The sequence below is a fragment of the Streptomyces sp. P9-A4 genome (assembly GCF_036634195.1).
Taxonomy (GTDB): Bacteria; Actinomycetota; Actinomycetes; order Streptomycetales; family Streptomycetaceae; genus Streptomyces.
The window spans coordinates 3437304-3460634 of the sequence record NZ_JAZIFY010000001.1; the positions used below are offsets into that span (position 1 = coordinate 3437304).

Here is a 23331-nt window from a genome sequence, read left to right on the forward strand (position 1 = left end):
CCGTTTGCGTACCGTGGGGGCGTGTACCGCTTCCTGAGAACGCCCCGCTGGTGGGGGATCAACGTCTTCGTCCTGCTGGCGATCCCGTTCTGCGTGTTCATGGGGACGTGGCAGCTGGGCAAGTTCGAGGATCGCGTCGACTCCCACAAGGAGGCCGAGAAGCGGCCCGACGCGAGCACGCTGAAGGCGGCACCGCTGGACTCGCTGCTCCCGGTGGACAAGGAGACCTCGGGCCGGCCGGCCGAGGCGCGCGGCCGGTTCGGGGAGCAGTTCCTCGTCCCCGACCGTGAGCTGGACGGCCGGACCGGCAGCTATGTCCTGACGCTGCTGCGGACGGACGGCGGCCGGTCGCTGCCGGTGGTCCGGGGCTGGCTCCCCACGGGCGCGAAGGTGCCGGCCCCGCCGGCGGGCGAGGTCACCGTGGTGGGCGCGCTCCAGGCCTCGGAGACCCAGGGCACGAAGGGTGTCAGCGCGGCGGGCGGGCTGCCGGAGGGGCAGCTCGGCATGATCAGCGCGGCGTCCCTGGTGAACGTGGTCACGGACGACGTCTACGACGCCTGGGTCACCCTCGCGGACTCCCCCGCCGGGCTGACGCCGGTCCCGGCGGCGGCGGCGGAGGGCACGAGCCTGGACGCGAAGGCCTTCCAGAACCTGGGCTACACCGCGGAGTGGTTCGTCTTCGCGGGCTTCGTCCTCTTCATGTGGTTCCGCCTGGTCCGCCGGGAGGCGGAGGCCTCCCGCGACGAGGCGCTGGGCCTGTAGGCCCAGCCCCCGCGGAGCCGCTCAGGAACCGCTCAGGAGCCCGGTGCGGTAGATCGTGCCCGCGCAGGCGTTCGGGACGGTCGCCGAGGCTCCCGGGCCGCCCGGCTCCGCGACGTGGCTCACCAGCACGCTGCCGTCGGCGAGGCCGCCGTCCTCGCGGAGCAGCTGCGGGGCCGTACCGGCGCCCGCTCCCGCGTCCGAACCGCTGCCCGCGCCGCCGGAGCCCGCGCTGGGGTCGGGGTTGCCGGGGTTGCCGGTGCCACCCGTCGGGGTGGGCGTCGGCGGCGGTGTGGTCGGCGGCTCGGTCGGCTCGGTCGGGGTCGGCGTCGGGGTGGTGCCGGTGGTCGGGCAGGTCTCGCTCGGCACCCACACGAACTTCACCTCGTAGCTGCCGCTCGGCTTGAGGAGCATCGAGGAGAGTTCCTGCGAGGGGTCCGGCAGACCGCTGCCGCCGTCCCCGGAGGTGTGCCGGACGACCGAGATCCGGCCCGGGTCGGCCGCCCCGCGCGCCTCGAAGCCGACGACGCCGCTGCCGTCCAGGACGCAGTCCCGGGCGGAGACGTTGGAGATGCGGAAGGTGCCGTAGACCTTGCCCTCGCCGTCCGGTCCGCCGGCCTCCGCCGCGCTGACGCCGAGCTGCCCGGCCTCGCACCGGGGCCCGGATCCGGGGCCCGCGCCCTGCGACTGCGAGGACCCGTCGCCGGAGGCGCCGCTGCCGGGCCGCTGCGGCTTGCCCTGGGAGCCCTCGTCGGCGCCCTGGCTGGGTGACACGGTGCTCGCCGGGGCCTTGGAGCTCTGGCCGCCCTCGACCCCGGTCTCGGTGCCGGTGCCGCCCTGGGCCTCCTCGCCGTGCCCGGCGTTCACCGGGTTGCCGGCGGCGGAGACACCGCCGGACGCGGCGACGTGCACGAAGGCGGGGACGGCGGTGCCGATGAGGACGGCCGCGGCGGCGGCGCCCACGACGGCCTGCCGCTTGCGGGCGCGCCGCGCGGGCACGGCCCGCCGCAGGTGTTCGAGCGAGCCCTTGGAGGGCTCCAGGCCGGACACGGCGCCCTGGAACAGCCGCCGCAGCGCGAGTTCGTCGTCCCCGTGGCCCTCGCCGGGGCCGGGCTCGATGTTCACCATGCGCTGTCCACTCAGGTCGTCACGTTCTTCTCGGGCGTCACCGGCGGCGTGGCTCCGCTGAGCCCCGCCGGTCCCGCCGTCCCTGTCGGGGGCCTCGCTCATGTCGTCGCTCCCATCGCGACGCGCAGCGCCGCGATGCCCCGCGAACCGTACGCCTTCACCGAGCCCAGGGATATCCCGAGCGCCTCGGCGACCTGCACCTCGGTCATGTCGGAGAAGTACCGCAGGGCGAGCACCTCGCGCTGGCGGCGCTGGAGGCCGCGCATGGCCTTGATCAGGTCCTCGCGCTCCAGCTGGTCGTACGCCCCCTCCTCCGCGCTCGCCATGTCGGGCATCGGCTTGGACAGGAGCTTGAGGCCGAGGATGCGGCGGCGCAGCGCGGACCGGGAGAGGTTCACGACGGTCTGGCGCAGGTAGGCGAGCGTCTTCTCGGGCTCGCGGACCCGCTTGCGGGCCGAGTGGACGCGGATGAACGCCTCCTGGACGACGTCCTCGCAGGAGGCGGTGTCGTCGAGGAGCAGCGCGGCGAGGCCGAGCAGCGAGCGGTAGTGGGCGCGGTAGGTCTCGGTCAGGTGGTCGACGGTGGTTCCGGCGGCCGTGCTGCCCTCGGAGCTCGTCCGGGGCGCGGGGATGCCGTCCACGGAGCTCGCACGGGATCCGGTCGGCATGCGGGCGATCACCGGCATCCCGCCCAGCGGGCGCGGGCGCCGGACGGCACCGGCCGCGGAGCCGCGTACGGCATCGGCGGGAGCGCCGCGCGCGGGCCCCGCGCCGGCGCGCACAGGGCCCCCCGCGGTGCCCCGCACGGGGAGCAACGCCGTGCCCGCGCCGCGCAGCGGGGCGATGATCGCGATGTCGAGTACCTCTGCCACGCATGTTGGACACGCTTCCCCCCGGCAGGGTTGTACGGGTGCGCCACCCATTTCGACGGTGAGCCGTTCGTCCCCATGCGCTACCGTTCTCCCCCGATGCCCTGCTTCGCAGCGTGTCCCGCGTCACACGGTTTTCGTGCACGCAGAGACGCCCCCGCCCAACCACTGGTTGCAGCAAGGGGAAAGAGCATCCTCGGCCACGGCATCGCCGCAGTTCAAGAGGTATCTGACGCCTTTTTGCTCACAGGTCGTTCACAGATCCTACAAATATGTGACAACCGATTCGGCGATCTGGAGGGCGTTGAGGGCGGCGCCCTTGCGCAGGTTGTCGGCGCAGACGAAGAAGTCGAGCGCCCGCTCGTCGTCCATGGACCGCCGCACCCTGCCGACCCAGGCGGGATCGGTGCCGGCGACGTCGGCGGGGGTGGGGAAGTCGCCCGCGCCGGGGTCGTCGTAGAGCACGACGCCGGGTGAGGTCGCCAGGATCTCGTGCGCGCGGCCGACCGGGACGGGGCGCTCGAAGCGGGCGTGGACGGAGACGGAGTGCCCGGTGACGACGGGCACGCGCAGACAGGTGACGGCGACCCGCAGCTCGGGCAGGCCGAGGACGCGGCGGGTCTCGTCCCGTACCTGCTCCTCCTCCGAGGAGGCCCCGTCGGCGCCGGCCGTGCCCGACCAGGGCAGGACGTTGAGCGCGAGGGGCCCGGGGAAGGGCCCGGTGGTCTCGCCGACGGCCCGGCGCACGTCTCCGGGGTGGGTGCCGAGGTCGCCGCCGCCGGTCACCAGGCCGAGCTGGGTGCGGAGCGTCTCGACGCCGGCCTCTCCGGCGCCGCTGGCGGCCTGCTGGGCGGTGACGACGAGTTCGCGGAGCCCGAACTCGGCGTGCAGGGCGCCCACGGCGACGATCAGCGCGAGGGTGGTGCAGCCGGGGCTGGCGACGATGCCCCGGGGGCGTACGCGCGCCGCGTGGGCGTTGACCTCGGGGACGACGAGGGGGACGTCGGGGTTCGCGCGGAAGGCGGCGGAGGTGTCGACGACGACGGCGCCCTTGAGCGCGGCGACGGGGGCCCAGCGGGCGGCGACCGGCTCGGGCACCAGGAAGAGCGCGACATCGACGCCGTCGAGGGCCTCTTCGTCGAGCTCCAGGATCTCGCACTCCTCCCCGCGCACGGAGACCATGGGGGTCCCCCCTGCTCGATGGGAGTCGAGAGCCTGAGGGAGACCCGCCGGGCGCGAGGAGGTGAGAAGGCGGATCTCGCCCCAGACGTCCGCGTGGTGCGTGAGCATCTGGAGCATCACCGAGCCGACCGCCCCGGTCGCTCCCACGACCGCGAGCGTCGGCTTCGGTGTCATCGGCCGGAGCCTCCGTAGACGACGGCTTCGTCCGAGTCGCTGTCCAGACCGAAGGCGGTGTGGACGGCGCGCACGGCCTCATTGACGTCGTCGGCGCGGGTGACGACCGAGATGCGGATCTCGGAGGTCGAGATGAGCTCGATGTTCACGCCCGCGTCGGAGAGCGCGCGGAAGAAGTCCGCGGTGACGCCCGGGTTGGTCTTCATCCCCGCGCCGACCAGGGAGATCTTGCCGATCTGATCGTCGTAGCGCAGGGAGTCGAAGCCGATCGCGCCCTTGGCCTTCTCCAGGGCGTCGATGGCCTTGCGGCCCTCGGCCTTGGGGAGGGTGAAGGAGATGTCCGTGAGGCCGGTGGAGGCCGCGGACACGTTCTGCACGATCATGTCGATGTTGATCTCGGCGTCCGCGACGGCCCGGAAGATGGCCGCGGCCTCGCCCGGCTTGTCCGGCACGCCGACGACGGTGATCTTCGCCTCGGAGGTGTCGTGGGCGACACCCGAGATGATGGCCTGCTCCACCTTCTGAGCTCCCTGCGGTTCGTTGCTGACCCATGTGCCCTGCAGCCCCGAGAACGAGGAGCGGACGTGGATCGGGATGTTGTAGCGGCGCGCGTACTCGACGCAGCGGTGCAGCAGCACCTTGGAGCCGGACGCGGCGAGCTCCAGCATGTCCTCGAAGGAGATCCAGTCGATCTTCTTCGCCTTCTTCACCACGCGCGGGTCGGCCGTGAACACACCGTCGACGTCGGTGTAGATCTCGCAGACCTCGGCGTCGAGCGCGGCGGCGAGCGCCACGGCCGTGGTGTCGGAACCGCCACGGCCGAGCGTGGTGATGTCCTTCTTGTCCTGGCTGACGCCCTGGAAGCCGGCGACGATGGCGATGTTGCCCTCGTCGAGGGCGGTGCGGATACGGCCCGGCGTGACATCGATGATGCGCGCTTTGTTGTGGACCGAGTCGGTGATGACACCGGCCTGGCTGCCCGTGAACGACTGGGCCTCGTGGCCCAGGTTTTTGATCGCCATGGCCAGCAGGGCCATGGAGATCCGCTCTCCGGCGGTCAGCAGCATGTCGAACTCACGCCCGGCAGGGATCGGGGATACCTGCTCGGCGAGATCGATCAACTCGTCCGTCGTGTCGCCCATCGCGGAAACCACGACGACCACCTGGTGGCCGTTCTTCTTGGCGTCCACGATCCGCTTGGCGACGCGCTTGATGCCTTCGGCATCGGCAACGGAGGAGCCTCCGTACTTCTGCACGACAAGGCCCACGTGCGCTCCTCGCTCAGTCTGTGCCGCAGCCGGCGCTGCGATCGGCTCAGTCTAACGAGGGACCCGGAAACGCCGACGTGATATCGCATCCTGAGACAGGGCGCTCACGGAGTGATCATCAGCGGCGTTCGCCCAGGCCCAGCGGGGCGCCGATCTCCTCGGCCATCACCCGGCCCGCCTCCTCCGCGAGGGCGTCCTCCGTGAGGTCCTCGTCCGTGTCGAGGCCGTCCAGGGCCGCCAGCGGCTGGTCCAGGCGGACGTGGGCCACGAGGGACTGGAGGGCGCGGAGGGTGGCCGAGGCGGTGGGGCCCCAGTTGGAGAAGTACGAGAACTGCCACCACCACAGGGCCTCGCTGGTGCGGCCCGCCCGGTAGTGGGCCAGGCCGTGCCGCAGGTCGGCGACGATGTCGGCGAGGTTGTCGGAGATCCGGGCCGGGACCGGGGCCTTGCGGGGCTCGTACGGGTCGAAGACCTCGGAGAAGACGTCGACCGGTTCGAGGAGGACCGCGAAGCGCTCCCGCAGGTCGTCCATGTCGGGCTCCGGGCCCGTGTCGGTCTCGTAGCGCTCGTCCGGGACGATGTCCTCGTGCGCGCCGAGCCGCCCGCCGGCCAGCAGCAGCTGCGAGATCTCCAGGAGGAGGAAGGGCACCGCGCTGTCCGGCTCGTCGCCCTTGGCGACCTCGGTGGTCGCGACGATGAAGCTCTCGATGGAGTCGGCGATCTGGACCGAGAAGTCGTCGGGGTTCTGGGTGATCGCGTGCAGCGTGGGGTCAGACATCGAGGAGCCTCCCTGAGAGCGCGCCGGCCCGGTCGTCATACATCTAGCAGCCTCCGCCCCTCGAAGGCACGGCCGAGGGTCACCTCGTCGGCGTACTCCAGGTCGCCGCCGACCGGGAGCCCGCTCGCGAGGCGGGTGACCCTGAGCCCCATGGGCTTGATCATCCGCGCCAGGTACGTCGCGGTGGCCTCGCCCTCCAGGTTCGGGTCGGTCGCGAGGATCAGCTCGGTGACCGCGCCGTCGGCGAGCCGCGCGAGCAGCTCCCGGATGCGCAGGTCGTCCGGGCCGACACCGTCGATCGGGCTGATCGCGCCGCCGAGGACGTGGTACCGCCCCCGGAACTCGCGGGTCCGCTCGATCGCGACGACGTCCTTCGGCTCCTCGACCACACAGATGACGGTCAGGTCGCGGCGCGGGTCGCGGCAGATGTTGCACTGCTCCTGCTGTGCCACGTTCCCGCAGACCGCGCAGAACCTGACCTTCTCCTTCACCTCCAGAAGCGCGTGCGCGAGCCGACGGACGTCGGTGGGCTCGGCCTGGAGGATGTGGAAGGCGATCCGCTGCGCGCTCTTGGGACCGACGCCGGGCAGCCTGCCCAGTTCGTCGATGAGGTCCTGAACCACGCCTTCGTACAACGGAACGCCCTTCTCGGGAGTGCTTGATTCTTACGGTAGTGGCTGGAAGCGAGCCTTAGAAGGGGCTCAGAAGCCCAGACCCGGCATGCCGCCCATGCCCTGCGCCAGCGGACCGAGCTTGGCCTGCTGGAGCTGCTGCGCGTTGTCGTTGGCGGCCTGCACCGCGGCCACCACCAGGTCGGCCAGCGTCTCGGTGTCCTCCGGGTCGACCGCCTTGGGGTCGATGACCAGGCCGCGCAGCTCGCCGGAGCCGGTCACGGTCGCCTTGACCAGGCCGCCGCCCGCCTGTCCCTCGACCTCGGTCGCGGCCAGTTCCTGCTGCGCGCGGGCGAGGTCCTGCTGCATCTTCTGGGCCTGCTGGAGAAGCTGCTGCATGTTGGGCTGACCACCACCGGGAATCACGGTCACTCCTGAGGTTCGGTACGTCCGTATGTCGGTACGCCGAGCCTACGTGGTCGCCGCCCGCCCCGCCTCCACCACTCTTTCGGGTGAGAAACCCCGGGCTCCTCTACCTGATCAACACCCCCTTGCGGGCGGAAATCCTGGGATTCCGGGCCCGCCGCCCACCATTCGGCGGTAGGAAGGGCGCACCACGTGCACCGCACGTCACAGAAGGCCACGAGCGCTGAGCTGAACAGAGGAGTCCCCCGGTGAGCCAGCAGCCGGAGATGCAGCCGCCGGGGCCCCCCGGGGGAGACGTCCACCGCGACCTGACCGGTACGCCGTTCCCCCTGGGCGACTGGGGTGAGCCGGCCGAGCGGCTCGACGAGCTGTACCGCTGGGTGGAGGCCAACGCCCTGCGGACCGTCGAGTGGTATCTCTCCGACCGGGTCTGGAAGCGCCGCGCCGCCCGTCTGCTGCGGATCGGCACGGCCGTCGGGGTGACCGCGGGCGCCGCGCTGCCGCTGCTCGATCTGACGGGGGTCGTGGAGGGCGCCGCGGGCTGGGGCTATGTGTCGCTGCTGCTCGGCGCCGCGTGCATCGCCTGCGACCGGTACTTCGGGGTGACGGCCGGCTGGATGAGGGACGTGGCGACGGCGCAGGCCATGCAGCGGCGGCTCCAGGCCCTCCAGTTCGACTGGGCCTCGGAGAGCGTCCGGGAGGTGCTCGGCCCCACCGAGGGCACCGCGAGCGAGGCGGCCGACCGCTGTCTCGGCGTGCTGCGCCGCTTCTCGGAGGACGTGACGGAGCTGGTACGGGCGGAGACCGCGGACTGGATGGTCGAGTTCCGCTCGGGCCCGGCGCCGCTCGCGCTCCAGTCGTTCGGCGTGCTGCCCGCCCGCCCCGAGAGCGCCCACCCGGCGGGCCGCTTCCCCCTGCCACCGGGCACCCGCCCGAACATGCCGCGCCAGCGGCCCCCGGAGACCCGCTGAGCCGGGCCTGCCGAGCGGCCGGGCTCCCGGAGACCCGCTGACGCGCGTCTCCGGGAGGAAGCGGCTCAGCTCAGGATGATCATCGAGCCCTGGGCCAGGCTCCGGGTCGCCGCCGCGTGCAGCCCCAGCCACACGTGCCGCTCCCGCGCGAAGGGGTGCCCGTCGTACGGAGGGGCCTCGGCCGGCTCCTCCAGGGAGGTCGGCCGCTCCGGGGCCGCCGGGGCCGCCGGCGGGTTCCTCGGGTCGATGCCGATCGCGGGCGCCACGAACTCCAGCTCCCGCAGCAGCCCGTACGAGGAGCCGAGCGGCCCGCCGCCTTCGAGCAGCTCGTCGCTGGCGAGCGGCACCGGGAACTCGACCGGCACGTACGCGCCGGCGTGGTCGTAGTGCCAGACCAGGTGCGACTGCTGGGCCGTCGCCTCGAACATCTCCAACAGCTGCTCGTAGTCCCCGCCCAGCTCGCCGACCGGCTCGACCGGCAGCCCGCACACCTGGAGCAGGTAGGCGCGCCGCAGGAAGTGCAGGGCCTCGTAGTCGAAGCCCGCGATGGGGGCGACGTCGCCGGAGAGTCCCGGCATGTACGCGTAGACGGGCACGGTCGGCAGACCGGACGCGGTCAGCACGGCGTCGTAGGCGGCTATCTCTTCGGCGAAGGGGTTGTCGGGGCTGTGGCACAACACGTCGACGAGGGGGACCAGCCACAGGTCACAGGCCAAGGGAGGCTCGCTCTCCGTCAGTTGCAGGGACGGCCAGGGTAGTCGGCCGGGCCGACCACGCCCACCCGCCTGAGCACCTGCCCCCCAAGGCCCCGGCTCAACCCGATGGGGCCTCAGCGGGTCCGGGCCTCCAGCCGGTCCGCCCACTCCATCGAGTGCGCGTTGTATTCCCGGACGACCTCGGCGGCGGCTCCGGCGTCGCCGCGGGTGATCGCGTCGACGAGGTCGACGTGGCCGCCCCACAGCCAGCCGAGGAGGTCGCGCTCGGAGCGCAGATGGGGCACGGAGAAGACCCAGGCCTGGACGCGGAGCCGGTGCAGGAAGTCGGCGATGTAGTCGTTGGAGGCGACCAGTCTGGCCAGTTCGCGCCAGTAGCGGATGTCGTAGCCGATGAGGATGTCGAGGTCCCCGGCGCGGGCGGCGCGGGAGGCGGCCTCGCCCCTGCGGCGTATGGAGACGAGCGCGACCCCGATGCCGAGGTCGGGTTCCGGGACGGCGGTCGCGGTGGTCGCGGTCGCCGGGCTCACGGGCGCGTGGCGCCGGAAGATGCCGTCGACGACGAGGATCCGGGCCTCGACGATCCGCCGGTAGTCGTCGACCGAGTACTCGTGGACGCGGAAGCCGCGGTGCTGGTCGGAGTCGAGGAGGCCCTGCGCGCAGAGGTCGACGAGGGCTTCCCTGACGGGCGTCGCGGACACGCCGTACTGGTCGGCGATCTGCTTGACGGTGAACTCCTGGCCCGCTTTGAGACGGCCCGCGAGCACTTCGTCACGGAGCGCGTCCGCGATCTGCTGTCGCAAGGTGTTGCGTGTGACAGCTCCGCTCGCGGGCATGTGGTCGGTCCCCTCCGTCCGGTTCCGGACACCCTAGTCCAGACGGAGGGAACCTCCCGGGAAGAGCGGTTACGCGGTGTGCTCGTCGGCCACCGAGAGGGCCGCGTCCAGGGCCGCGAGGCCTTCCTTGGCCTCCGCCTCGGAGACGTTGCAGGCGGGAACGGCGTGGGTGCGGTTCATGTTCACGAAGGGCCACAGGCCGTTCTTCTTCGCCGCGGCGCCGAAGGCGGCCATCGGCGCGTTGGCCTCGCCGGCGGCGTTGTACGGGACCAGCGGCTCGCGGGTCTCGCGGTTCTTGACCAGGTCGAGCGCCCAGAACACGCCCATGCCGCGGACCTCGCCGACGGAGGGGTGACGCTCGGCCAGCTCGCGCAGGCCGGGGCCGAGGACGGTCTCACCGATGTGCGCGGCGTTCTCGACGACCTTCTCGTCCTCCATCACGTGGATGGTGGCGACGGCGGCGGCGCAGGCCAGCGGGTGACCGGAGTAGGTCAGACCGCCCGGGTAGGCGCGCTTCTCGAAGGTGGCCGCGATCTTCTCGCTGATCGCGACGCCGCCGAGGGGCACGTAACCGGAGTTCACGCCCTTGGCGAAGGTCATCAGGTCGGGGACGACGTCGAAGTGCTCGGCGGCGAACCACTTGCCGGTGCGGCCGAAGCCCGCCATGACCTCGTCGAGGATGAAGACGATGCCGTACTTGTCGCAGATCTCGCGGACGCCGGTGAGGTAGCCGGGCGGCGGGGTCATGATGCCGGCGGTGCCGGGCACGGTCTCCAGGATGATCGCGGCGATGGTCGCCGGACCCTCGAAGGCGATCGTGTCCTCCAGGTGCTGGAGGGCACGCGCGCTCTCCTCCGCCTCGGTGGTGGCGTAGAAGGGCGAGCGGTAGAGGAACGGCGCCCAGAAGCGCACGACGCCGGCGGAGCCGTTGTCGGAGGGCCAGCGGCGCGGGTCACCGGTCAGGTTGATCGCGGTGGAGGTGGCGCCGTGGTACGAGCGGTAGGCGGACATCACCTTGGTACGGCCGGTGTGCAGCCGGGCCATGCGGACGGCGTTCTCGACGGCCTCGGCGCCGCCGTTGGTGAAGAAGATCTTGTCCAGGTCGCCCGGGGTGCGCTCGGCGATGAGGCGTGCGGCCTCGGAGCGGACGTCGATGGCGAAGGCGGGAGCGAAGGTGCTCAGCTTCCCGGCCTGCTCCTGGATGGCGGCGACCACCTTGGGGTGCTGGTAGCCGATGTTCGTGTAGACGAGACCGCTGGTGAAGTCCAGGTAGCGGTTTCCGTCGTAGTCCCAGAAGTACGAACCCTCGGCGCCGGCGACGGCGAGCGGGTCGATCAGGCCCTGAGCGGACCAGGAGTGGAAGACGTGCGCGCGGTCGGCGGCCTTGACGGCGGCCCCGGCCTGGGGATCGGGTTCGATGACATGAGGGGTCATGTCGTCGAGGGTAAGGAACCGCAGGTGGGGCGGGCTATGACCATCTTGTCCACCGAGATGCGGGCGGACCCGACACGTTGCCGGTCCGGGCGGGTTCCTCCCGTCCCGGACTCAGAGGGGAAGGTCGTCGGGAAGCACCCGGAACGCCTTGTGCCAGCCGAGCGGCCGCACGGCCCGGAAGTCGCGCCGGTCGAGGGTGAGGACCGCGTCGGTGTCGTACTCGGCGGCCAGAGCCACGTTGACGGCGTCGGCCAGGTCGAGGTCGAGGGCGCTGTGGCGGAGCCGGACCATCTGGGCGGCGCCCAGCCGGTCCTCGGTGATCTCCGGCATGGAGATCCGCCCCCGGCGCATCCAGTGCCTGATGTCGTCCACCGCGCTGAGCGCGGCCTCGCGGCCGAGCTCACGCGTGGCCACACGGTCGAGTTCGGCCAGCAGGAGCGGGGACATGACGAGCAGCCCGGCGGCCTGGATCGCCTCGTCGGCGGCCTCGTGCTCGGGGTGCGTGGAATCGAGGGCGGCCAGTAGCCCCGAGGTGTCGACCACGACGACGATCACGCAGCGGTACCCGTTTCCGTCTCGCGGCGGGCGGCGTCGGCCACGACATCGCGGACCTCGGTCTTGGCCAAGGTCCGGCCGCCCCCCTCGAACGTCCGCGAGAACAGCGGCTCGTCCCAGACCCGGTTGGCCATGGCGGCAAGGTGGATCCCCTGCCGGATGATCTCGGCCTCGCTGACACCGCGCCGCTGGGCGGCACCGGTACGTAGCTCACGTGGGCGGGGCCCGCGTTGAGCCGCGTCACCCCGCGCGGCCACGACTTCCGCGCCGTCGACCCCGGCGGCACCAGGAAGTAGACCCCGCGCCGTCCGTTCGCCTCGATCACCACCGGCCCCGGGTCGCCCCCCGTGAGTCCCTCCATCCAGTCGGCAAGCCGCCGCCCGTCCTCACCGTCGACGCGCACCGCGTCGAATTGCACCCCGGCCTTACGGAGCTGGAATCAGGAAACAGGAATCCAGTCCACGTTCACTTCCCGATTCTCTTCATTCACGGGGACATGTTCCCGCGTCGGCGCTAGCGTTTTCCACGACTGCCGAGGGTGCGTCGGCAACCCCTTGACCAGCACCAACGCACCTCATACGCAGTCGAATTCGGCGGGGAGCAGTTGAGACCGATTGAGATCGGTTGAGTCCGAATGGGGAGCGCAATGGCGCAAGTGGAAAACAAGGAACCGATCGGTCCTGGAGCTCGGATGGCGGCGGCCGTGGCGAAGAGACTGCGCATGAAGAAGGGCCGGACACAGGAACAGCTGGGCGCGGAGATGGGCTTCACGGGCGCGGCGATCAGCGCGATGGAACGGCTGATCCACCCGGTCAGCGACGACATGCTGGTCCAGCTCGAACGCGTCCTCGGCGGCGGCAACTGCGTGGAGGTAGCCACCGCCGTCCACCTCCGGGACTCGAAGGTGCAGGACGGCCCCACGTTCACCGTGGGGCCCTCCTCCTGGTCCGCCTTCGTCGCGTGGCAGAACTGAACCGCTAGCAGTACAGGTTCGCCCCCGCGGGCACACCCAGGATCTGGGTGAACTGCTGGTACTTGGTGACCCGGCTCTGGACCTGGGCCGGGTTGCCGCCGTTGCACTCCAGGCTGCCGTTGATCGCCCAGATGGTCTGGCCGAAGCCAGCGCCGTTGACCATGGCGTTGTGGCCGGTCATGGTGCCGGGGCCGTTCTGGGTGTTCCAGTACCAGAGGCCCGTCTGCATCGCGACGGCCGGATCCTGCTCGACGCGCCAGGGGTTGTTCAGCAGGTCGATGCCGAGGGCGTCACCCGCGGCCTGGTAGTTGAAGTTCCAGGAGAGCTGGATCGGGCCTCGTCCGTAGTAGGCGGCCTGGCCGGCGGGGCAGCCGTAGGGCTGGCTCGTGTCGCAGTAGTGCGGGTAGTTGGCCGTGTTCTGCTCGACGATGTAGTAGAGCCCGCCGGTCTCGTGGGAGACGTTCGCGAGGAAGGCCGCGGCCTCCTGCTTCTTCACCGTGTCGCTGCCGGTGGTGGCGAAGCCGGGGTACGACTTGAGGGCGGCGGTGAGTCCCGCGTACATGTAGAAGGGGTTCCTGCTCGGGAACATCTGGTCGAACTGGGCCTGGGAGACGACGAATCCGGAGGGGTCCGGGTCCGTGCCGCCACCCGTGCCGCAGGTGCCCTCGTCGCGCCAGACGTCGGAGGCGCCGGGGCGCTCGTTCTGGGTCCACCACTTCGCGTACCAGTTGTGGCCGTTGTGCGAGGCGGTCATGCCGCCGGTGTAGACGCTGCCGGAGTTCCAGGCGCCGACGCAGGCGGGGGCGGCGCCCGCCGAGGCGATGGGGAGGAGTACGGCGAGTCCGACGGCCGTACAGAGCGCGGCCATCAGGGTGAGCAGCTTGCGCAACATGCGTGCTTCCTTCCGGGTGGGGACCGGGTGGGGGAGCACACAGCGAAGCGTGATTGGTCTGAACCTGTCAAGGTCTAGACCAGGAGTTGTGACAGGTGGGGTTCCGGTTCATCGAAAACAGCGAGAAGGCCCGGATCCGGCGGTGAAGCCGGATCCGGGCCCTTCGTCGTCTCGTCCTCCTGGACTCGTCGTCCGGGCTCGTCGTCCCGGGCTCAGATCATCAGGATGATGCGGCCGGGCCGGTGACCCGCCTCCGCCCTCCGGTGGGCCTCCGCGACCTCCTCCAGGGGCATCACGTCGGACACCCGGGTGATCAGCTCCCGGTCCGCCACCTTCCGCAGGGTCTCGGTCAGCCGGGCGGCGTCCGGCCTGGCCCGTACCGCCTCGACGCGGATGCCGCGCCCCGCGGCCGGGACCCGGTCGGGGGCGAGCGCGGCGAACGCGCCGCCGTCCTTCAGGACGGGCAGCAGCGCGTCTCCGACGAGCCCCCCGTCGAAGACCCCGTCCACCCCGTCCGGTTCTCCCGCGAGCACCTTGGCGACCACGTCCTCCGGGGCGCCGCGCGGGACGACGTGGTCCGCGCCGAGGATCCTCAGTTCGCTCTCGTCGCCCTCGTGGGCGACGGCCACCACCCGCAGCCCGGCCGCGTGCGCCAGCTGGACCGCGATCCGGCCCACCACCGCGCTCGCACCCGTCACGAGCAGCGTCGCGCCCGGCCGCAGCGCGAGCCGTTCGAGGCCCTGCTCGACGGTTGCCGAGGCCAGCGGCAAGGACGCGGCCACGGTGAACTCCACGTCGTCGGGGACCGGGGCCAGCCACTCGGGATCGGCCCAGATGATCTCCGCGTAGGTGCCGTCGCCGGTCAGCGACTCGAACCACGGCACGAGCCCGGCCACCCGGGTCCCCGGCGGCATCCCGGGGGCGTGGTCGAGCAGCTTGCCCGCGAAGTCCGTCCCCAGGACGAACGGGGGCCTGAGCGAGCCGACCATGTCGGCGTACTTCCCCGCGCGGATCCGCAGATCCGCCTGGTTCACTCCGGCCGCCTTCAGGCGCACCCGTACCTTCCCCGGTACGGCCCCGGCCTCCGGCTCCGGCCGGCGGGTCATTCTGAGGACCTCGGGTCCGCCGTAGGCGGTCACTTCGACGACACGCATGGGGTACTCCTCAGACGGAAGGCCCCCTCGTGGCCATTACACCCACGCTCCACACACCCGGGCAACCCCTGCCCGGCCACCCGGGGGCACCCCGGGGCCTGTCTGAACGAACGGAGAAGTCCAGGTGACCGCCCGCTACGCGGCCACCGCCCCCGGACGGGCGTCCGTACCGTCCCGGCCATGGAGTGGATTACCGCTGAGAACGTCATCGCCCTGGGGACGACACTCCTCGGCGTCCTGGTCTCGGTCGGCGTCGTCTGGCTCGACCGGTTCTCGCCCCAGCGCAAGCGGCTCGGCTACCGCGTGCAGCTCAACACCCCGCTCCACCGGGAGGAGAACCAGGACCGCGAGGTCATGACCGTGCGCGAGGGCGAGGTGGTGGGCATGGCCCCGCCCGCCAACGGCTCCACGCTCGTCCTCCTCCGCATCGAGAACGACCGGGACCTCGACATCAGCTCCGACGACTACGGGGCCTCCACCGAGCCCCACGGGCTGCGGATCACCTTCGGTGACCGGACCGTGCAGGGCGTCGTCGCCACCGTCCCGGCCGGCTGGGTCTCGGTCCGGGACGACCTGGAGCGCGCCCCCAAGCTGGGCCGCAGCGGCAGCGCCGTCCTCGTCCCCAAGGTGGCGCTCGACCGCGGGCAGTACTTCAAGCTGCTCGTCCAGCTCTCCGGCGGGGTGGCCGACCGGGACGTCAAGGTCGACGGCAGCCTCCAGGGCGGTGCCATCCGGCGCAACAGGAGCACCACCCCCGACGAGAAGGCCGCCAGATTCAGCCCCACCTCGCGGGCCGTCACCGTCGTCCTCACCCTCTGTGTGATCGCGCTCGCCGCGATCATCGTCCGCGAGCGGACCCCGCCACCGATCGGCTGCGCCACCGGCACCCTCACCGTCACCGGCTCCACCGCCTTCGCCCCCGTCGTACGCGAGGTGAAGAAGCAGTACGAGAAGGACTGCGCGGGGGCGACGATCATCCTCGACCCGCACGGCTCGACCTCCGGGATCCGGGCGCTGGCCGACGCCGCCGCCGGCGCAGAGCAGGGCAAGGGCTCCCCCGCCGTCATCGCCCTCTCCGACGGCCGCAAGCCGGGCGGCTTCCCCCAGCTGCGGGAGAGCACGGTCGCCGTCTCCCTCTTCACCCTCGTCCTCAACGACGACATCCCCGTCGACAACCTCACCCTGGACCAGATCCGCCGCGTCTACCAGGGCGAGATCACCAACTGGAGCCAGCTGGTCCCCGGCGTCGACCGGCCCGTCCTGCTCATCAGCCGCGACGCCAACTCCGGTACCCGCGAGGTCTTCCAGCGCCGGGTCCTCGAACGCAACGAACCCGCCAACTCCTCCCTGGACTGCGTGAACGTCGACGACACCGAGTCCAAGGTGATCCGCTGCGAACTCGATTCCACGGACCGGGTCCTGACCACCGTCGCCAAGCTCCCCGGAGCCATCGGCTACGCCGACCTCCGCTCCGTCGGCGGACACCCGGGCCTGCACAAGGTGGCCATCGACGGCCGCGAACCCGTCCTGGAGGAGATGAGCGGACCGGGCTACCCGTACCGGGAGATCGAGTACGCCTACACCTGGGGCGTACCCCCCGCCGACTCGCTGACCTCAAGCTTCCTCGGCTATCTGACCCGGGGCCGCGGCCAGGACGTGATCGGCACCCAGGGCCACCTGCCCTGCGCCACTCCGAAGGGGCTGAAGATCTGCGGGGACGGCTGACGTGCCGTCTGGCATGCTCTGACGACGTGGAGCCATTGACCGCGGAAGACCCCGCCACCATCGGCCCGTTCCGTCTGCTCGGCCGTCTCGGAGTCGGAGGGATGGGCCGGGTGTTCCTGGCACGCTCGGCCGGCGGACGGACGGTCGCGGTGAAGGTGGTGCACGGCGAACTCGCCGCCCAGGACGAGTTCCGGCGCCGGTTCGCCCGCGAGGTCGCCGCCCTGGAACGGGTCGGCGGCGCGGGCACCGCGCCCGTGCTCGGCTCCGACACGGGGGCGGGGTCTCCCTGGGTGGCGATCGGCTACGTCCCCGGGCCCTCGCTGCGGACCGTCGTCGGCGACGAGTCCGGGCCGCTGCCACCCGTGACGGTGAAGGCACTGGCCGGCGGTCTGGCGCGCGCCCTCGAACATATCCACGCCGCCGGACTCGTCCACCGCGACCTGAAACCGTCCAACGTGCTGCTCACCGTCGACGGGCCCCGGATCATCGACTTCGGTATCGCCCGCGCCGTCGACACGGTCGCCGACGGCGGCAACCTGACCACCACCGGGGCGGTCGTCGGCTCCCCCGGCTTCATGTCGCCCGAGCAGGTCAGGGGCGAGCACATCGCGCCCGCCTCGGACATCTTCTGCCTGGGGTCCGTCCTCGTGTACGCGGCGACCGGGCGCGCGCCGTTCGGTACGGCGGACAGCGGCGTCCACGCCACCATGTTCCGGATCGCCCACGACGAGCCCGATCTGACGGACCTGGCGCCCGAACTCTCCGGGCTGATCCGGGCCTGTCTCGCCAAGGACCCGGCCGGGCGGCCGTCGGCCGCCGAGATCGCGGAGACGCTGTCGGTCCCGGAACCGTGGCTCCCGGCGGACGTACTGGCACGGCTGGGACGGCACGCGGCGCGGCTGCTGGAGGCGGAGACGCGGGCGGAGGAGGAGGGTCCGGTCTCCTCCGGTGCCTCCAGTGCTGCTGTCTCCGGTGCCTCCGCCGCCTCCGGCGTCACTGGTGTCACTGGTGTCACCGGTGCCTCGGGCGCCCCCGGTGGATCCGTCGTCGCCGCCCCCGATGAGGCCACCCCGCGCACTCCCCTGCCCTCCGGCTCCTCCACCGCCCCCCAGGCCCCCGCCCGGCACCCGTGCCGCCGCGCCGGGCCGGTCGCCGGGCTCACGGCGCTCGTCGTGGCCGCCGCGGCCGGTCTCACGTACACCTTCTGGCCCGACCCCGGCATCGGAGACGACCAGAAGAACCGGGCCGGCGGCACCGGCAACGGCTCCGCCCGGCCCGCCGGGATCGTCCCCGCCGCCTTCCTCGGCGCCTGGGAGGGCATCGTCCAGGGCTCGCCCGAGTCCCCCCGCGAGACCGCCCGGATCGAGATCACCCAGGGCGCCGCGGGCTCCAAGAGCGCCGTCTACGTCCAGGTCACCGAGAACCGGATGTGCATGGGCCGCTCGCGGCTCGTCTCGGCCGACGAGGACAAGGTGGTCTACGGCGAGTCCGACGTGACCACCAGCGTGCCCGCCGAGCGCTGCACGCCCGCCGCCCACCAGACCCTCACCCTGCGCTCCCCCGATGTCCTCGAATGGGCCTCGGGCGCCGCGAAGACCACGTACCGCAAGGCGCCCAGCGGCCCGGCGGTCGTCCCCGCACGCTTCCTCGGCCACTGGTCCCGCATCCCCGCGCCCGAGATGTACGGCGAGAACGACGACCGCTACACCTCGGAGGTCACGATCACCCAGGGCCCGGTCGGCGCCCCCGTGATCGGCGTCATCGACGGCTACCCGCGCACCATCGACGGCGTGACCACCTCCGAGGACTGGTCCTGCGGCACCACGTCCGTCCTCGCGGGCGCCGGGAGCGTGCTGGTCGTCGGCCCCCGCACCAGGGACACCAACGCCTGGGACCGCGAGTGCCAGGAGGGCCTGTCCCGCTACCTGGTCGTCGACACGTTCAAGGGCAGGGACCGGCTGCTGGTCTACCCGATGCTCGACGGCGAACCGAACGAGTACTACCGGTCCTAGGGCCTGTCGTCACACTCCCGCCTGCCCTTCGGGCGACGACGGGAATTTGACGACAGGCCCTAGGCCGTGTCCGGCGCGCGGGCGAAGCGGTACGGCGGGCGTACCCGCGGAAACACCGAGGGCCCGTGCCCCGTCTTCACGACGGGGCACGGGCCCTCGGGCGTACGGCCTAGAGGAACGAGTTGATCTCGATCGTCTCGGTGCGGCCGGGGCCGACGCCGATCGCGGAGATCGGCGCGCCCGACATCTCCTCCAGCGCCTTCACGTACGCCTGCGCGTTCTTCGGCAGGTCCGCGAACGTCTTCGCCTTGGTGATGTCCTCGGACCAGCCCGGCAGCATTTCGTAGATCGGCTTCGCGTGGTGGAAGTCGGTCTGCGAGTAGGGCAGCTCCTCGACGCGCTTGCCGTCGATCTCGTACGCGACGCAGACCGGGATCTGCTCCCAGCCCGTCAGCACGTCGAGCTTGGTGAGGAAGAAGTCCGTCAGGCCGTTGACCCGGGTCGCGTACCGCGCGATGACCGCGTCGAACCAGCCGCAGCGACGGTCACGGCCGGTGGTGACACCGCGCTCGCCACCGATGCGGCGCAGCGCCTCGCCGTCCGCGTCGAACAGCTCCGTCGGGAACGGGCCGGCGCCGACACGGGTCGTGTACGCCTTGAGGATGCCGATGACCCGGCTGATCTTCGTCGGGCCCACGCCGGCGCCGGTGCAGGCGCCGCCCGCGGTCGGGTTCGAGGAGGTGACGAAGGGGTACGTGCCGTGGTCGACGTCGAGCAGAGTGCCCTGGCCGCCCTCGAAGAGCACGACCTTGTCGTCGTCGAGCGCCTTGTTGAGGATCAGGGTCGTGTCGGCGACGAACGGCTTGATCTGCTCCGCGTACTGGAGCATCTCCTCGACGATCTGGTCGGCCTGGATCGCGCGGCGGTTGTACAGCTTGGCGAGCAGCTGGTTCTTGCCCTCCAGCGCCGCTTCGACCTTCTGGGTGAGGATCGACTCGTCGTACAGGTCCTGGACCCGGATGCCGACGCGGTTGATCTTGTCGGCGTAGGTCGGGCCGATGCCGCGACCGGTGGTGCCGATCTTGCGCTTTCCGAGGAACCGTTCCGTCACCTTGTCGAGGGTGACGTTGTACGGGGTGATCAGGTGGGCGTTGCCGCTGATCAGGAGCTTCGACGTGTCCACGCCTCGCTCGTTCAGCCCGCTCAGCTCGGAGAGCAGGACCGCCGGGTCGACGACGACACCGTTTCCGATCACCGGGGTGCACCCCGGCGAGAGGATTCCGGAAGGGAGAAGATGCAGCGCGTACTTCTGGTCGCCGACGACGACCGTGTGGCCGGCGTTGTTGCCGCCCTGGTAGCGCACCACATAGTCAACGGATCCACCGAGGAGGTCGGTGGCCTTTCCCTTGCCCTCGTCACCCCACTGAGCACCGAGCAGCACAAGTGCGGGCACAGGCGTACACCCCTTCCGGGTGGGGCATGTCCAAGGTCAGGGGGCGTAACGCCGCCTCACCGGTGTGCCCCGGAATAGACGAAGCCCCTGGCGCAATAGCGCAAGGGGCTCTTGCACAAAGATGCTACCCGAGGAAGGACCGAGGTGTCGGATCACGACCAGCTGCTGGTCATCGTCGACCCGGTCGCCCGCCGAAGTGACGGCGAGTCCGTGCGGATCGCGAAAGATGTACTGTCCGCGGGCGCGGAGGCGAAGATCTGCCTGCCGGACGGCCCCGAGGAATTCTCCAGGGCCCTGGCCAGGCGGGGATCCCGGCGTCCCGTGGTGCTCGGCGACGACCGCGCGCTGCTGCGGGCGGTGGCGCTGCTGCACCGCGAGCGGGAGCTCGCCGGGGCGGCCCTCGCCCTCGTCCCGATCGGCGCTCCCGGCGCCCTGGAAGTCGCCCACGCGCTCGGCGTGCCGCGCTCCACGCCCGCCGCCGCGCGGGCGGTGCTCGACGGGGCGGTGCGCCGTCTGGACCTGCTGGTCGACGACAGCGACGGCGTCGTCCTCGGCGACCTCCTGGTCCCGGCCGCGCCGGTGCTCACCGCCGCCACCACCACCGTCTGGGGCACCTGCCGCTCCCTGGTCCGCACCCTGGTCCGCCCGGCCCCGACGGCCGTCGCGGTCCGCGCCCACCGGCTGCGGGTGGAGGCGGACGGGGTGCTGCTCACGGACGTCGACACCCCGGTCCAGGGCCTGACGGTCCGCTCGGCGGGCGGCACCGCCGAGGTGACGGTCCACCCGTCGGCGGCCCCGCCCCACCACACGACGGCGCACACCCTCACGGTCTCGGGCCCGGACTTCCGCTACCGGGCGGACGGGCGGCTCACGGGCCCGGTCCGCCGCAGGACGTGGACGGTCGGGGCGGGGGCGTGGGGGCTGACGCTTCCCCGGGAGATCCCGGGCCCTTAGCCTCATCCGTGGGGCACGAGTGACAGGTGTGGGGGGCTCGGGATGGCGTACGCGCTGGATCGGGAAGAGACGGCAAAGGGTCTGGAGCGGTACCGGGGGAGAGCCACCGAGAGGACGGTCACGGGGGTGGTCCTCCTCGTGGCCGCCGCCGGCGTCGGGGTGCTGCGCCCGGGCGGATGGGCGGCCTCCGCCGTGTCGCTGCTCGTCGGCCTCGGGATCGTGGCGCTGGTCTTCGGCGTCGGCGCCCGGTCCCTCGCGCCGCGGATGCGACACGCCCTCGGCACCGGAGCCTGGTCGGCGCACGCCGCCGTCCCCGTCGCCCGCACCTGGCGCGCCGCGACCGTCGTCCTGGCCGACCCGGACAGCGGCGAGATGTGGCCGCTGACGGTCGTGACCACCCGGCAGCGGTACGAGCTGGTGCGGCCGGGCCCGGACGGCGTGCTGTGGTGGTGCGGGGACCCGCGTACCGGCGGGGTGCTCTCGCCGCCCGGCGGCGGGGAACTGGTCTGGGCGAAGCCGGTGCGCGGCGGGGCCACGCGGCGCCGGATCGTGGAGCGGGCGGTGCGGGCGGGCCTGCCGCACCGGGCGGTGCCGCTCAGCCCGCAGCGGCCGGTGGCCGCGAACGGCCCGCTCCAGGTCCCGGCAGGGCGGCCCGCCGCGCCGCTCGCGTCCGCCGCGCCTCTCGCCGCGCAGCAGGCCCGTCCCCGGCGCCGGTGGGGCCTCTGGCGCTGGGTGCTCCTGGCCGGCGCCGTCGCCCTGGGCCTCGGCATCTACGGCGTCGAGGCCTCGGACGACGACCCGCGGATCGACCTCACCGTCCTGAGCAAGCAGGCCGACGGCCACTGCACGGTCAGCTGGGAGGACCCCTTCGACGGGGGCACGCGGACCGGCCCCTACCGGTGTGCCACGGATCTCGACCCGGTCCTCGAAGGCCGGGACACCGGCTTCGTCGTCTCGTACGGCCCCTGGAAGGGCGACCTGTACAACGCGGACTGGGAGGGCGCCCCCGCCAACGAGGTGAACGAGGCCTTCGGCATGTCCGGGCTGCTCCTGCTGCCCGTGGGGCTCGTCGGCGGCGCGGTGCGCCGGTGGCGCCGCACCCGTGCCGTCCCCGTCCCGTACGTGTCCCCCGCGGGCGCTCCCCCGGTGAACCCGGTGAACCCGGTCAAGGCCGGTCACGCGCCCGCCGCCGAGACGCCGCCCTCCCCCACGTACGCGGTGCTCGCCGCGCACGCCGGGCGTCAGGCCGTCCCGCAGACCCGCACCCGCCGCCCCGAGGCGGACGTCCGCGAGGTCGCCTGGTGGCGGGTGCGGGGCCTGCGCCGGGGCGCCGGGGCGCACGAGACGCTGATCCTGGGGGCGACCCTCGTGGGCATGGGCGTACTGGCGCTGGTCGCCCCTCCCGGCGAGCAGGGCGTCGTGGTCCCGGTGTACGTCATCGGCGTCATCACGCTGGGCACGCTCCTGCGCGCCGGCTACCTGCTGCTGACCTCGGGCCGCCACGCGGCCCGGATGCTGGCCCGCGCCGCGACCGCGCCCGTGCCCGTCGACCGCCGGTACGTCCTGCTGCGCGCGCCGTACGGAGACGTTCCCGTCCTGGTGCTCTTCCCGGCCCACGGCGGGGCGGACGACCTGCCCGAGGCGCTGCTCGAACTGCTGCCGCCCGGCACGCGGAAGCACCCCCGGGCCGGGCTGCCGTCCGAGCCCACCGGCCGGGTGGAGCTGCGCGGCTGGCTGGACCGGGTGGACGACGGGCGGGCGGTGGTCGTGCCCTGGATCGAGGGGCGCCCGCTGTGGCCGGCGGAGCCGTACCTGGAGGCGGGCGGCGCGGAGTTCACCGCGCTCCTGGACCGGCTCGCGCCTCCCGCGACGGTCCGCCCGGAGGCGGGGGACGGGGAGGCCGGGGCTCAGGACTCCGTGCGCGACTCCTTGTAGGCCGACCAGCGGTCCATGATTCCCAGCATCTCGTTCTGGAGGAAGGCGAAGAACTCCGCCGTCTCCGCCGTGCGGGCGCCCGCCGCCGTGTGCGGGCCCAGGGCCGCGGCGCCCTCGCGGAGGACCTTCTCCCAGCGGGTGAGGATCTGGTCGCGGCGGGTGAAGGTCTCGTACCAGAGCTCGTTGTGGAGGACGTACCGCTCGCGGCGGGTGCCGGGGTCGCGCTCGCGGCTGACCATGCTGACCTGGCTGAGGTAGCGGATCGCGCCGGAGACGGCGGCGGGGCTGATCTGCAGCTGCCCGGCGAGTTCGGCCGAGGTCATCGAGGCGGTCTCGGAGGCGAGGAGGGCCGCGAAGACGCGGGAGGCCATCCGCTGCATGCCCGCCTCGGTCAGCTCGGCGGCGAAGCGCTCCACGAAGCGGGACACCGCCGCGTCCTCGCCCGTGGCCGCACCCGTACCGCCCGTACCCGCGCCCGCGCTCCCGCCGGTCGTCGTCATCTCGCTCATCCCCCGACTTTATACGGTTC

General features: G+C 72.3%; 23 protein-coding genes and 1 pseudogene. 7 read left to right on the forward strand and 17 right to left on the reverse strand.

Annotated elements, in window-relative coordinates; all coding sequences use genetic code 11:
- The first annotated feature begins 21 nt into the window (after positions 1 to 21).
- Entirely contained in the window at positions 22 to 762 is a 741-nt protein-coding gene (locus V4Y03_RS15390) for an SURF1 family protein (RefSeq protein WP_317878268.1), read from the forward strand.
- Between the two features lie 21 nt (positions 763 to 783).
- On the opposite strand, the gene V4Y03_RS15395 is transcribed toward V4Y03_RS15390, so the two are convergent.
- From V4Y03_RS15395 to V4Y03_RS15425, 7 genes are all read right to left on the reverse strand, one after another.
- On the reverse strand, positions 784 to 1989 hold the full coding sequence (locus V4Y03_RS15395) for a hypothetical protein (protein ID WP_332435287.1): 1206 nt from the start codon (positions 1987 to 1989) through the stop codon (positions 784 to 786).
- Positions 1986 to 2759 carry a SigE family RNA polymerase sigma factor gene (locus V4Y03_RS15400; protein ID WP_332435288.1) on the reverse strand — a complete coding sequence of 258 codons (774 nt, stop codon included), beginning with the start codon at positions 2757 to 2759 and terminating at the stop codon, positions 1986 to 1988. Before V4Y03_RS15400 ends, V4Y03_RS15395 begins: the two co-directional genes overlap by 4 nt.
- 261 nt (positions 2760 to 3020) lie before the next feature.
- Complete coding sequence (locus V4Y03_RS15405) at positions 3021 to 4112, reverse strand: aspartate-semialdehyde dehydrogenase (RefSeq protein WP_332435289.1); 1092 nt, start codon at positions 4110 to 4112, stop codon at positions 3021 to 3023.
- Entirely contained in the window at positions 4109 to 5380 is a 1272-nt protein-coding gene (locus V4Y03_RS15410; RefSeq protein WP_317875175.1) for an aspartate kinase, read from the reverse strand. Before V4Y03_RS15410 ends, V4Y03_RS15405 begins: the two co-directional genes overlap by 4 nt.
- A 118-nt stretch (positions 5381 to 5498) precedes the next feature.
- Entirely contained in the window at positions 5499 to 6158 is a 660-nt protein-coding gene (locus tag V4Y03_RS15415) for a DUF5063 domain-containing protein (RefSeq protein WP_317875174.1), read from the reverse strand.
- 35 nt (positions 6159 to 6193) lie between these two features.
- Entirely contained in the window at positions 6194 to 6793 is a 600-nt protein-coding gene (recR, locus tag V4Y03_RS15420) for a recombination mediator RecR (RefSeq protein WP_317875173.1), read from the reverse strand.
- 66 nt (positions 6794 to 6859) lie between these two features.
- Positions 6860 to 7195, reverse strand: a complete 336-nt coding sequence (locus V4Y03_RS15425) for a YbaB/EbfC family nucleoid-associated protein (RefSeq protein WP_317875172.1) — start codon at positions 7193 to 7195, stop codon at positions 6860 to 6862.
- Positions 7196 to 7461: 266 nt separating this feature from the next.
- Here V4Y03_RS15425 and V4Y03_RS15430 point away from each other — a divergent pair, with 266 nt between their 5' ends.
- A complete protein-coding gene (locus V4Y03_RS15430; protein ID WP_332437189.1) occupies positions 7462 to 8166 on the forward strand; it encodes an SLATT domain-containing protein in 705 nt (234 codons plus the stop codon).
- Between the two features lie 65 nt (positions 8167 to 8231).
- Here V4Y03_RS15430 and V4Y03_RS15435 read toward each other — a convergent pair whose 3' ends face one another.
- From V4Y03_RS15435 to V4Y03_RS15460, 6 genes and pseudogenes are all read right to left on the reverse strand, one after another.
- Positions 8232 to 8882: a hypothetical protein gene (locus V4Y03_RS15435; RefSeq protein WP_317875171.1), complete on the reverse strand. Its 651-nt coding sequence runs from the start codon at positions 8880 to 8882 to the stop codon at positions 8232 to 8234.
- Positions 8883 to 8995: 113 nt separating this feature from the next.
- Positions 8996 to 9715 (reverse strand): GntR family transcriptional regulator, encoded by a 720-nt coding sequence (locus V4Y03_RS15440; protein WP_332435290.1) that lies wholly within the window; start codon positions 9713 to 9715, stop codon positions 8996 to 8998.
- A gap of 69 nt (positions 9716 to 9784) precedes the next feature.
- Positions 9785 to 11149 (reverse strand): aspartate aminotransferase family protein, encoded by a 1365-nt coding sequence (locus V4Y03_RS15445; RefSeq protein ID WP_317875169.1) that lies wholly within the window; start codon positions 11147 to 11149, stop codon positions 9785 to 9787.
- A gap of 111 nt (positions 11150 to 11260) precedes the next feature.
- Positions 11261 to 11704: a PIN domain-containing protein gene (locus V4Y03_RS15450; RefSeq protein WP_332435291.1), complete on the reverse strand. Its 444-nt coding sequence runs from the start codon at positions 11702 to 11704 to the stop codon at positions 11261 to 11263.
- Positions 11701 to 11961: a hypothetical protein gene (locus V4Y03_RS15455; protein WP_332435292.1), complete on the reverse strand. Its 261-nt coding sequence runs from the start codon at positions 11959 to 11961 to the stop codon at positions 11701 to 11703. Before V4Y03_RS15455 ends, V4Y03_RS15450 begins: the two co-directional genes overlap by 4 nt.
- Positions 11889 to 12122, reverse strand: a pseudogene (locus V4Y03_RS15460) (hypothetical protein); the annotation flags it as partial. The pseudogene V4Y03_RS15460 and the gene V4Y03_RS15455, both read right to left, overlap by 73 nt.
- Before the next feature lie 285 nt (positions 12123 to 12407).
- Between V4Y03_RS15460 and V4Y03_RS15465 the strand changes: the two are divergent.
- Positions 12408 to 12677 (forward strand): DUF397 domain-containing protein, encoded by a 270-nt coding sequence (locus V4Y03_RS15465; RefSeq protein WP_332435293.1) that lies wholly within the window; start codon positions 12408 to 12410, stop codon positions 12675 to 12677.
- Positions 12678 to 12681: 4 nt separating this feature from the next.
- On the opposite strand, the gene V4Y03_RS15470 is transcribed toward V4Y03_RS15465, so the two are convergent.
- Positions 12682 to 13569, reverse strand: coding sequence for a glycoside hydrolase family 19 protein (locus V4Y03_RS15470; RefSeq protein ID WP_332435294.1), 888 nt, complete (start codon positions 13567 to 13569; stop codon positions 12682 to 12684).
- Between the two features lie 212 nt (positions 13570 to 13781).
- Positions 13782 to 14723 (reverse strand): NADP-dependent oxidoreductase, encoded by a 942-nt coding sequence (locus V4Y03_RS15475; RefSeq protein WP_332435295.1) that lies wholly within the window; start codon positions 14721 to 14723, stop codon positions 13782 to 13784.
- 180 nt (positions 14724 to 14903) lie between these two features.
- Between V4Y03_RS15475 and V4Y03_RS15480 the strand changes: the two genes are divergently transcribed.
- Together V4Y03_RS15480 and V4Y03_RS15485 are read left to right on the forward strand one after the other, a co-directional pair.
- Positions 14904 to 16448 (forward strand): substrate-binding domain-containing protein, encoded by a 1545-nt coding sequence (locus V4Y03_RS15480; RefSeq protein WP_332435296.1) that lies wholly within the window; start codon positions 14904 to 14906, stop codon positions 16446 to 16448.
- A 26-nt stretch (positions 16449 to 16474) separates the two neighbouring features.
- Positions 16475 to 18460, forward strand: coding sequence for a serine/threonine-protein kinase (locus V4Y03_RS15485; RefSeq protein WP_332435297.1), 1986 nt, complete (start codon positions 16475 to 16477; stop codon positions 18458 to 18460).
- 169 nt (positions 18461 to 18629) lie between these two features.
- On the opposite strand, the gene V4Y03_RS15490 is transcribed toward V4Y03_RS15485, so the two are convergent.
- The gene (locus tag V4Y03_RS15490) at positions 18630 to 19913 is read right to left on the reverse strand and encodes an adenylosuccinate synthase (RefSeq protein WP_317875160.1); all 1284 of its coding nucleotides are present in this window, start codon (positions 19911 to 19913) and stop codon (positions 18630 to 18632) included.
- Positions 19914 to 20057: 144 nt separating this feature from the next.
- On the opposite strand from V4Y03_RS15490, the gene V4Y03_RS15495 reads away from it, so the two are divergent.
- Positions 20058 to 20867 carry a diacylglycerol kinase gene (locus V4Y03_RS15495; RefSeq protein ID WP_332435298.1) on the forward strand — a complete coding sequence of 270 codons (810 nt, stop codon included), beginning with the start codon at positions 20058 to 20060 and terminating at the stop codon, positions 20865 to 20867.
- A 126-nt stretch (positions 20868 to 20993) separates the two neighbouring features.
- Positions 20994 to 22802 (forward strand): hypothetical protein, encoded by a 1809-nt coding sequence (locus V4Y03_RS15500; RefSeq protein ID WP_332435299.1) that lies wholly within the window; start codon positions 20994 to 20996, stop codon positions 22800 to 22802.
- Here the strand turns inward: V4Y03_RS15500 and V4Y03_RS15505 are convergent.
- Positions 22775 to 23302 carry a GbsR/MarR family transcriptional regulator gene (locus tag V4Y03_RS15505; protein ID WP_317876906.1) on the reverse strand — a complete coding sequence of 176 codons (528 nt, stop codon included), beginning with the start codon at positions 23300 to 23302 and terminating at the stop codon, positions 22775 to 22777. The two genes, V4Y03_RS15500 and V4Y03_RS15505, sit on opposite strands and share 28 nt — an antisense overlap.
- Positions 23303 to 23331: the final 29 nt, after the last annotated feature.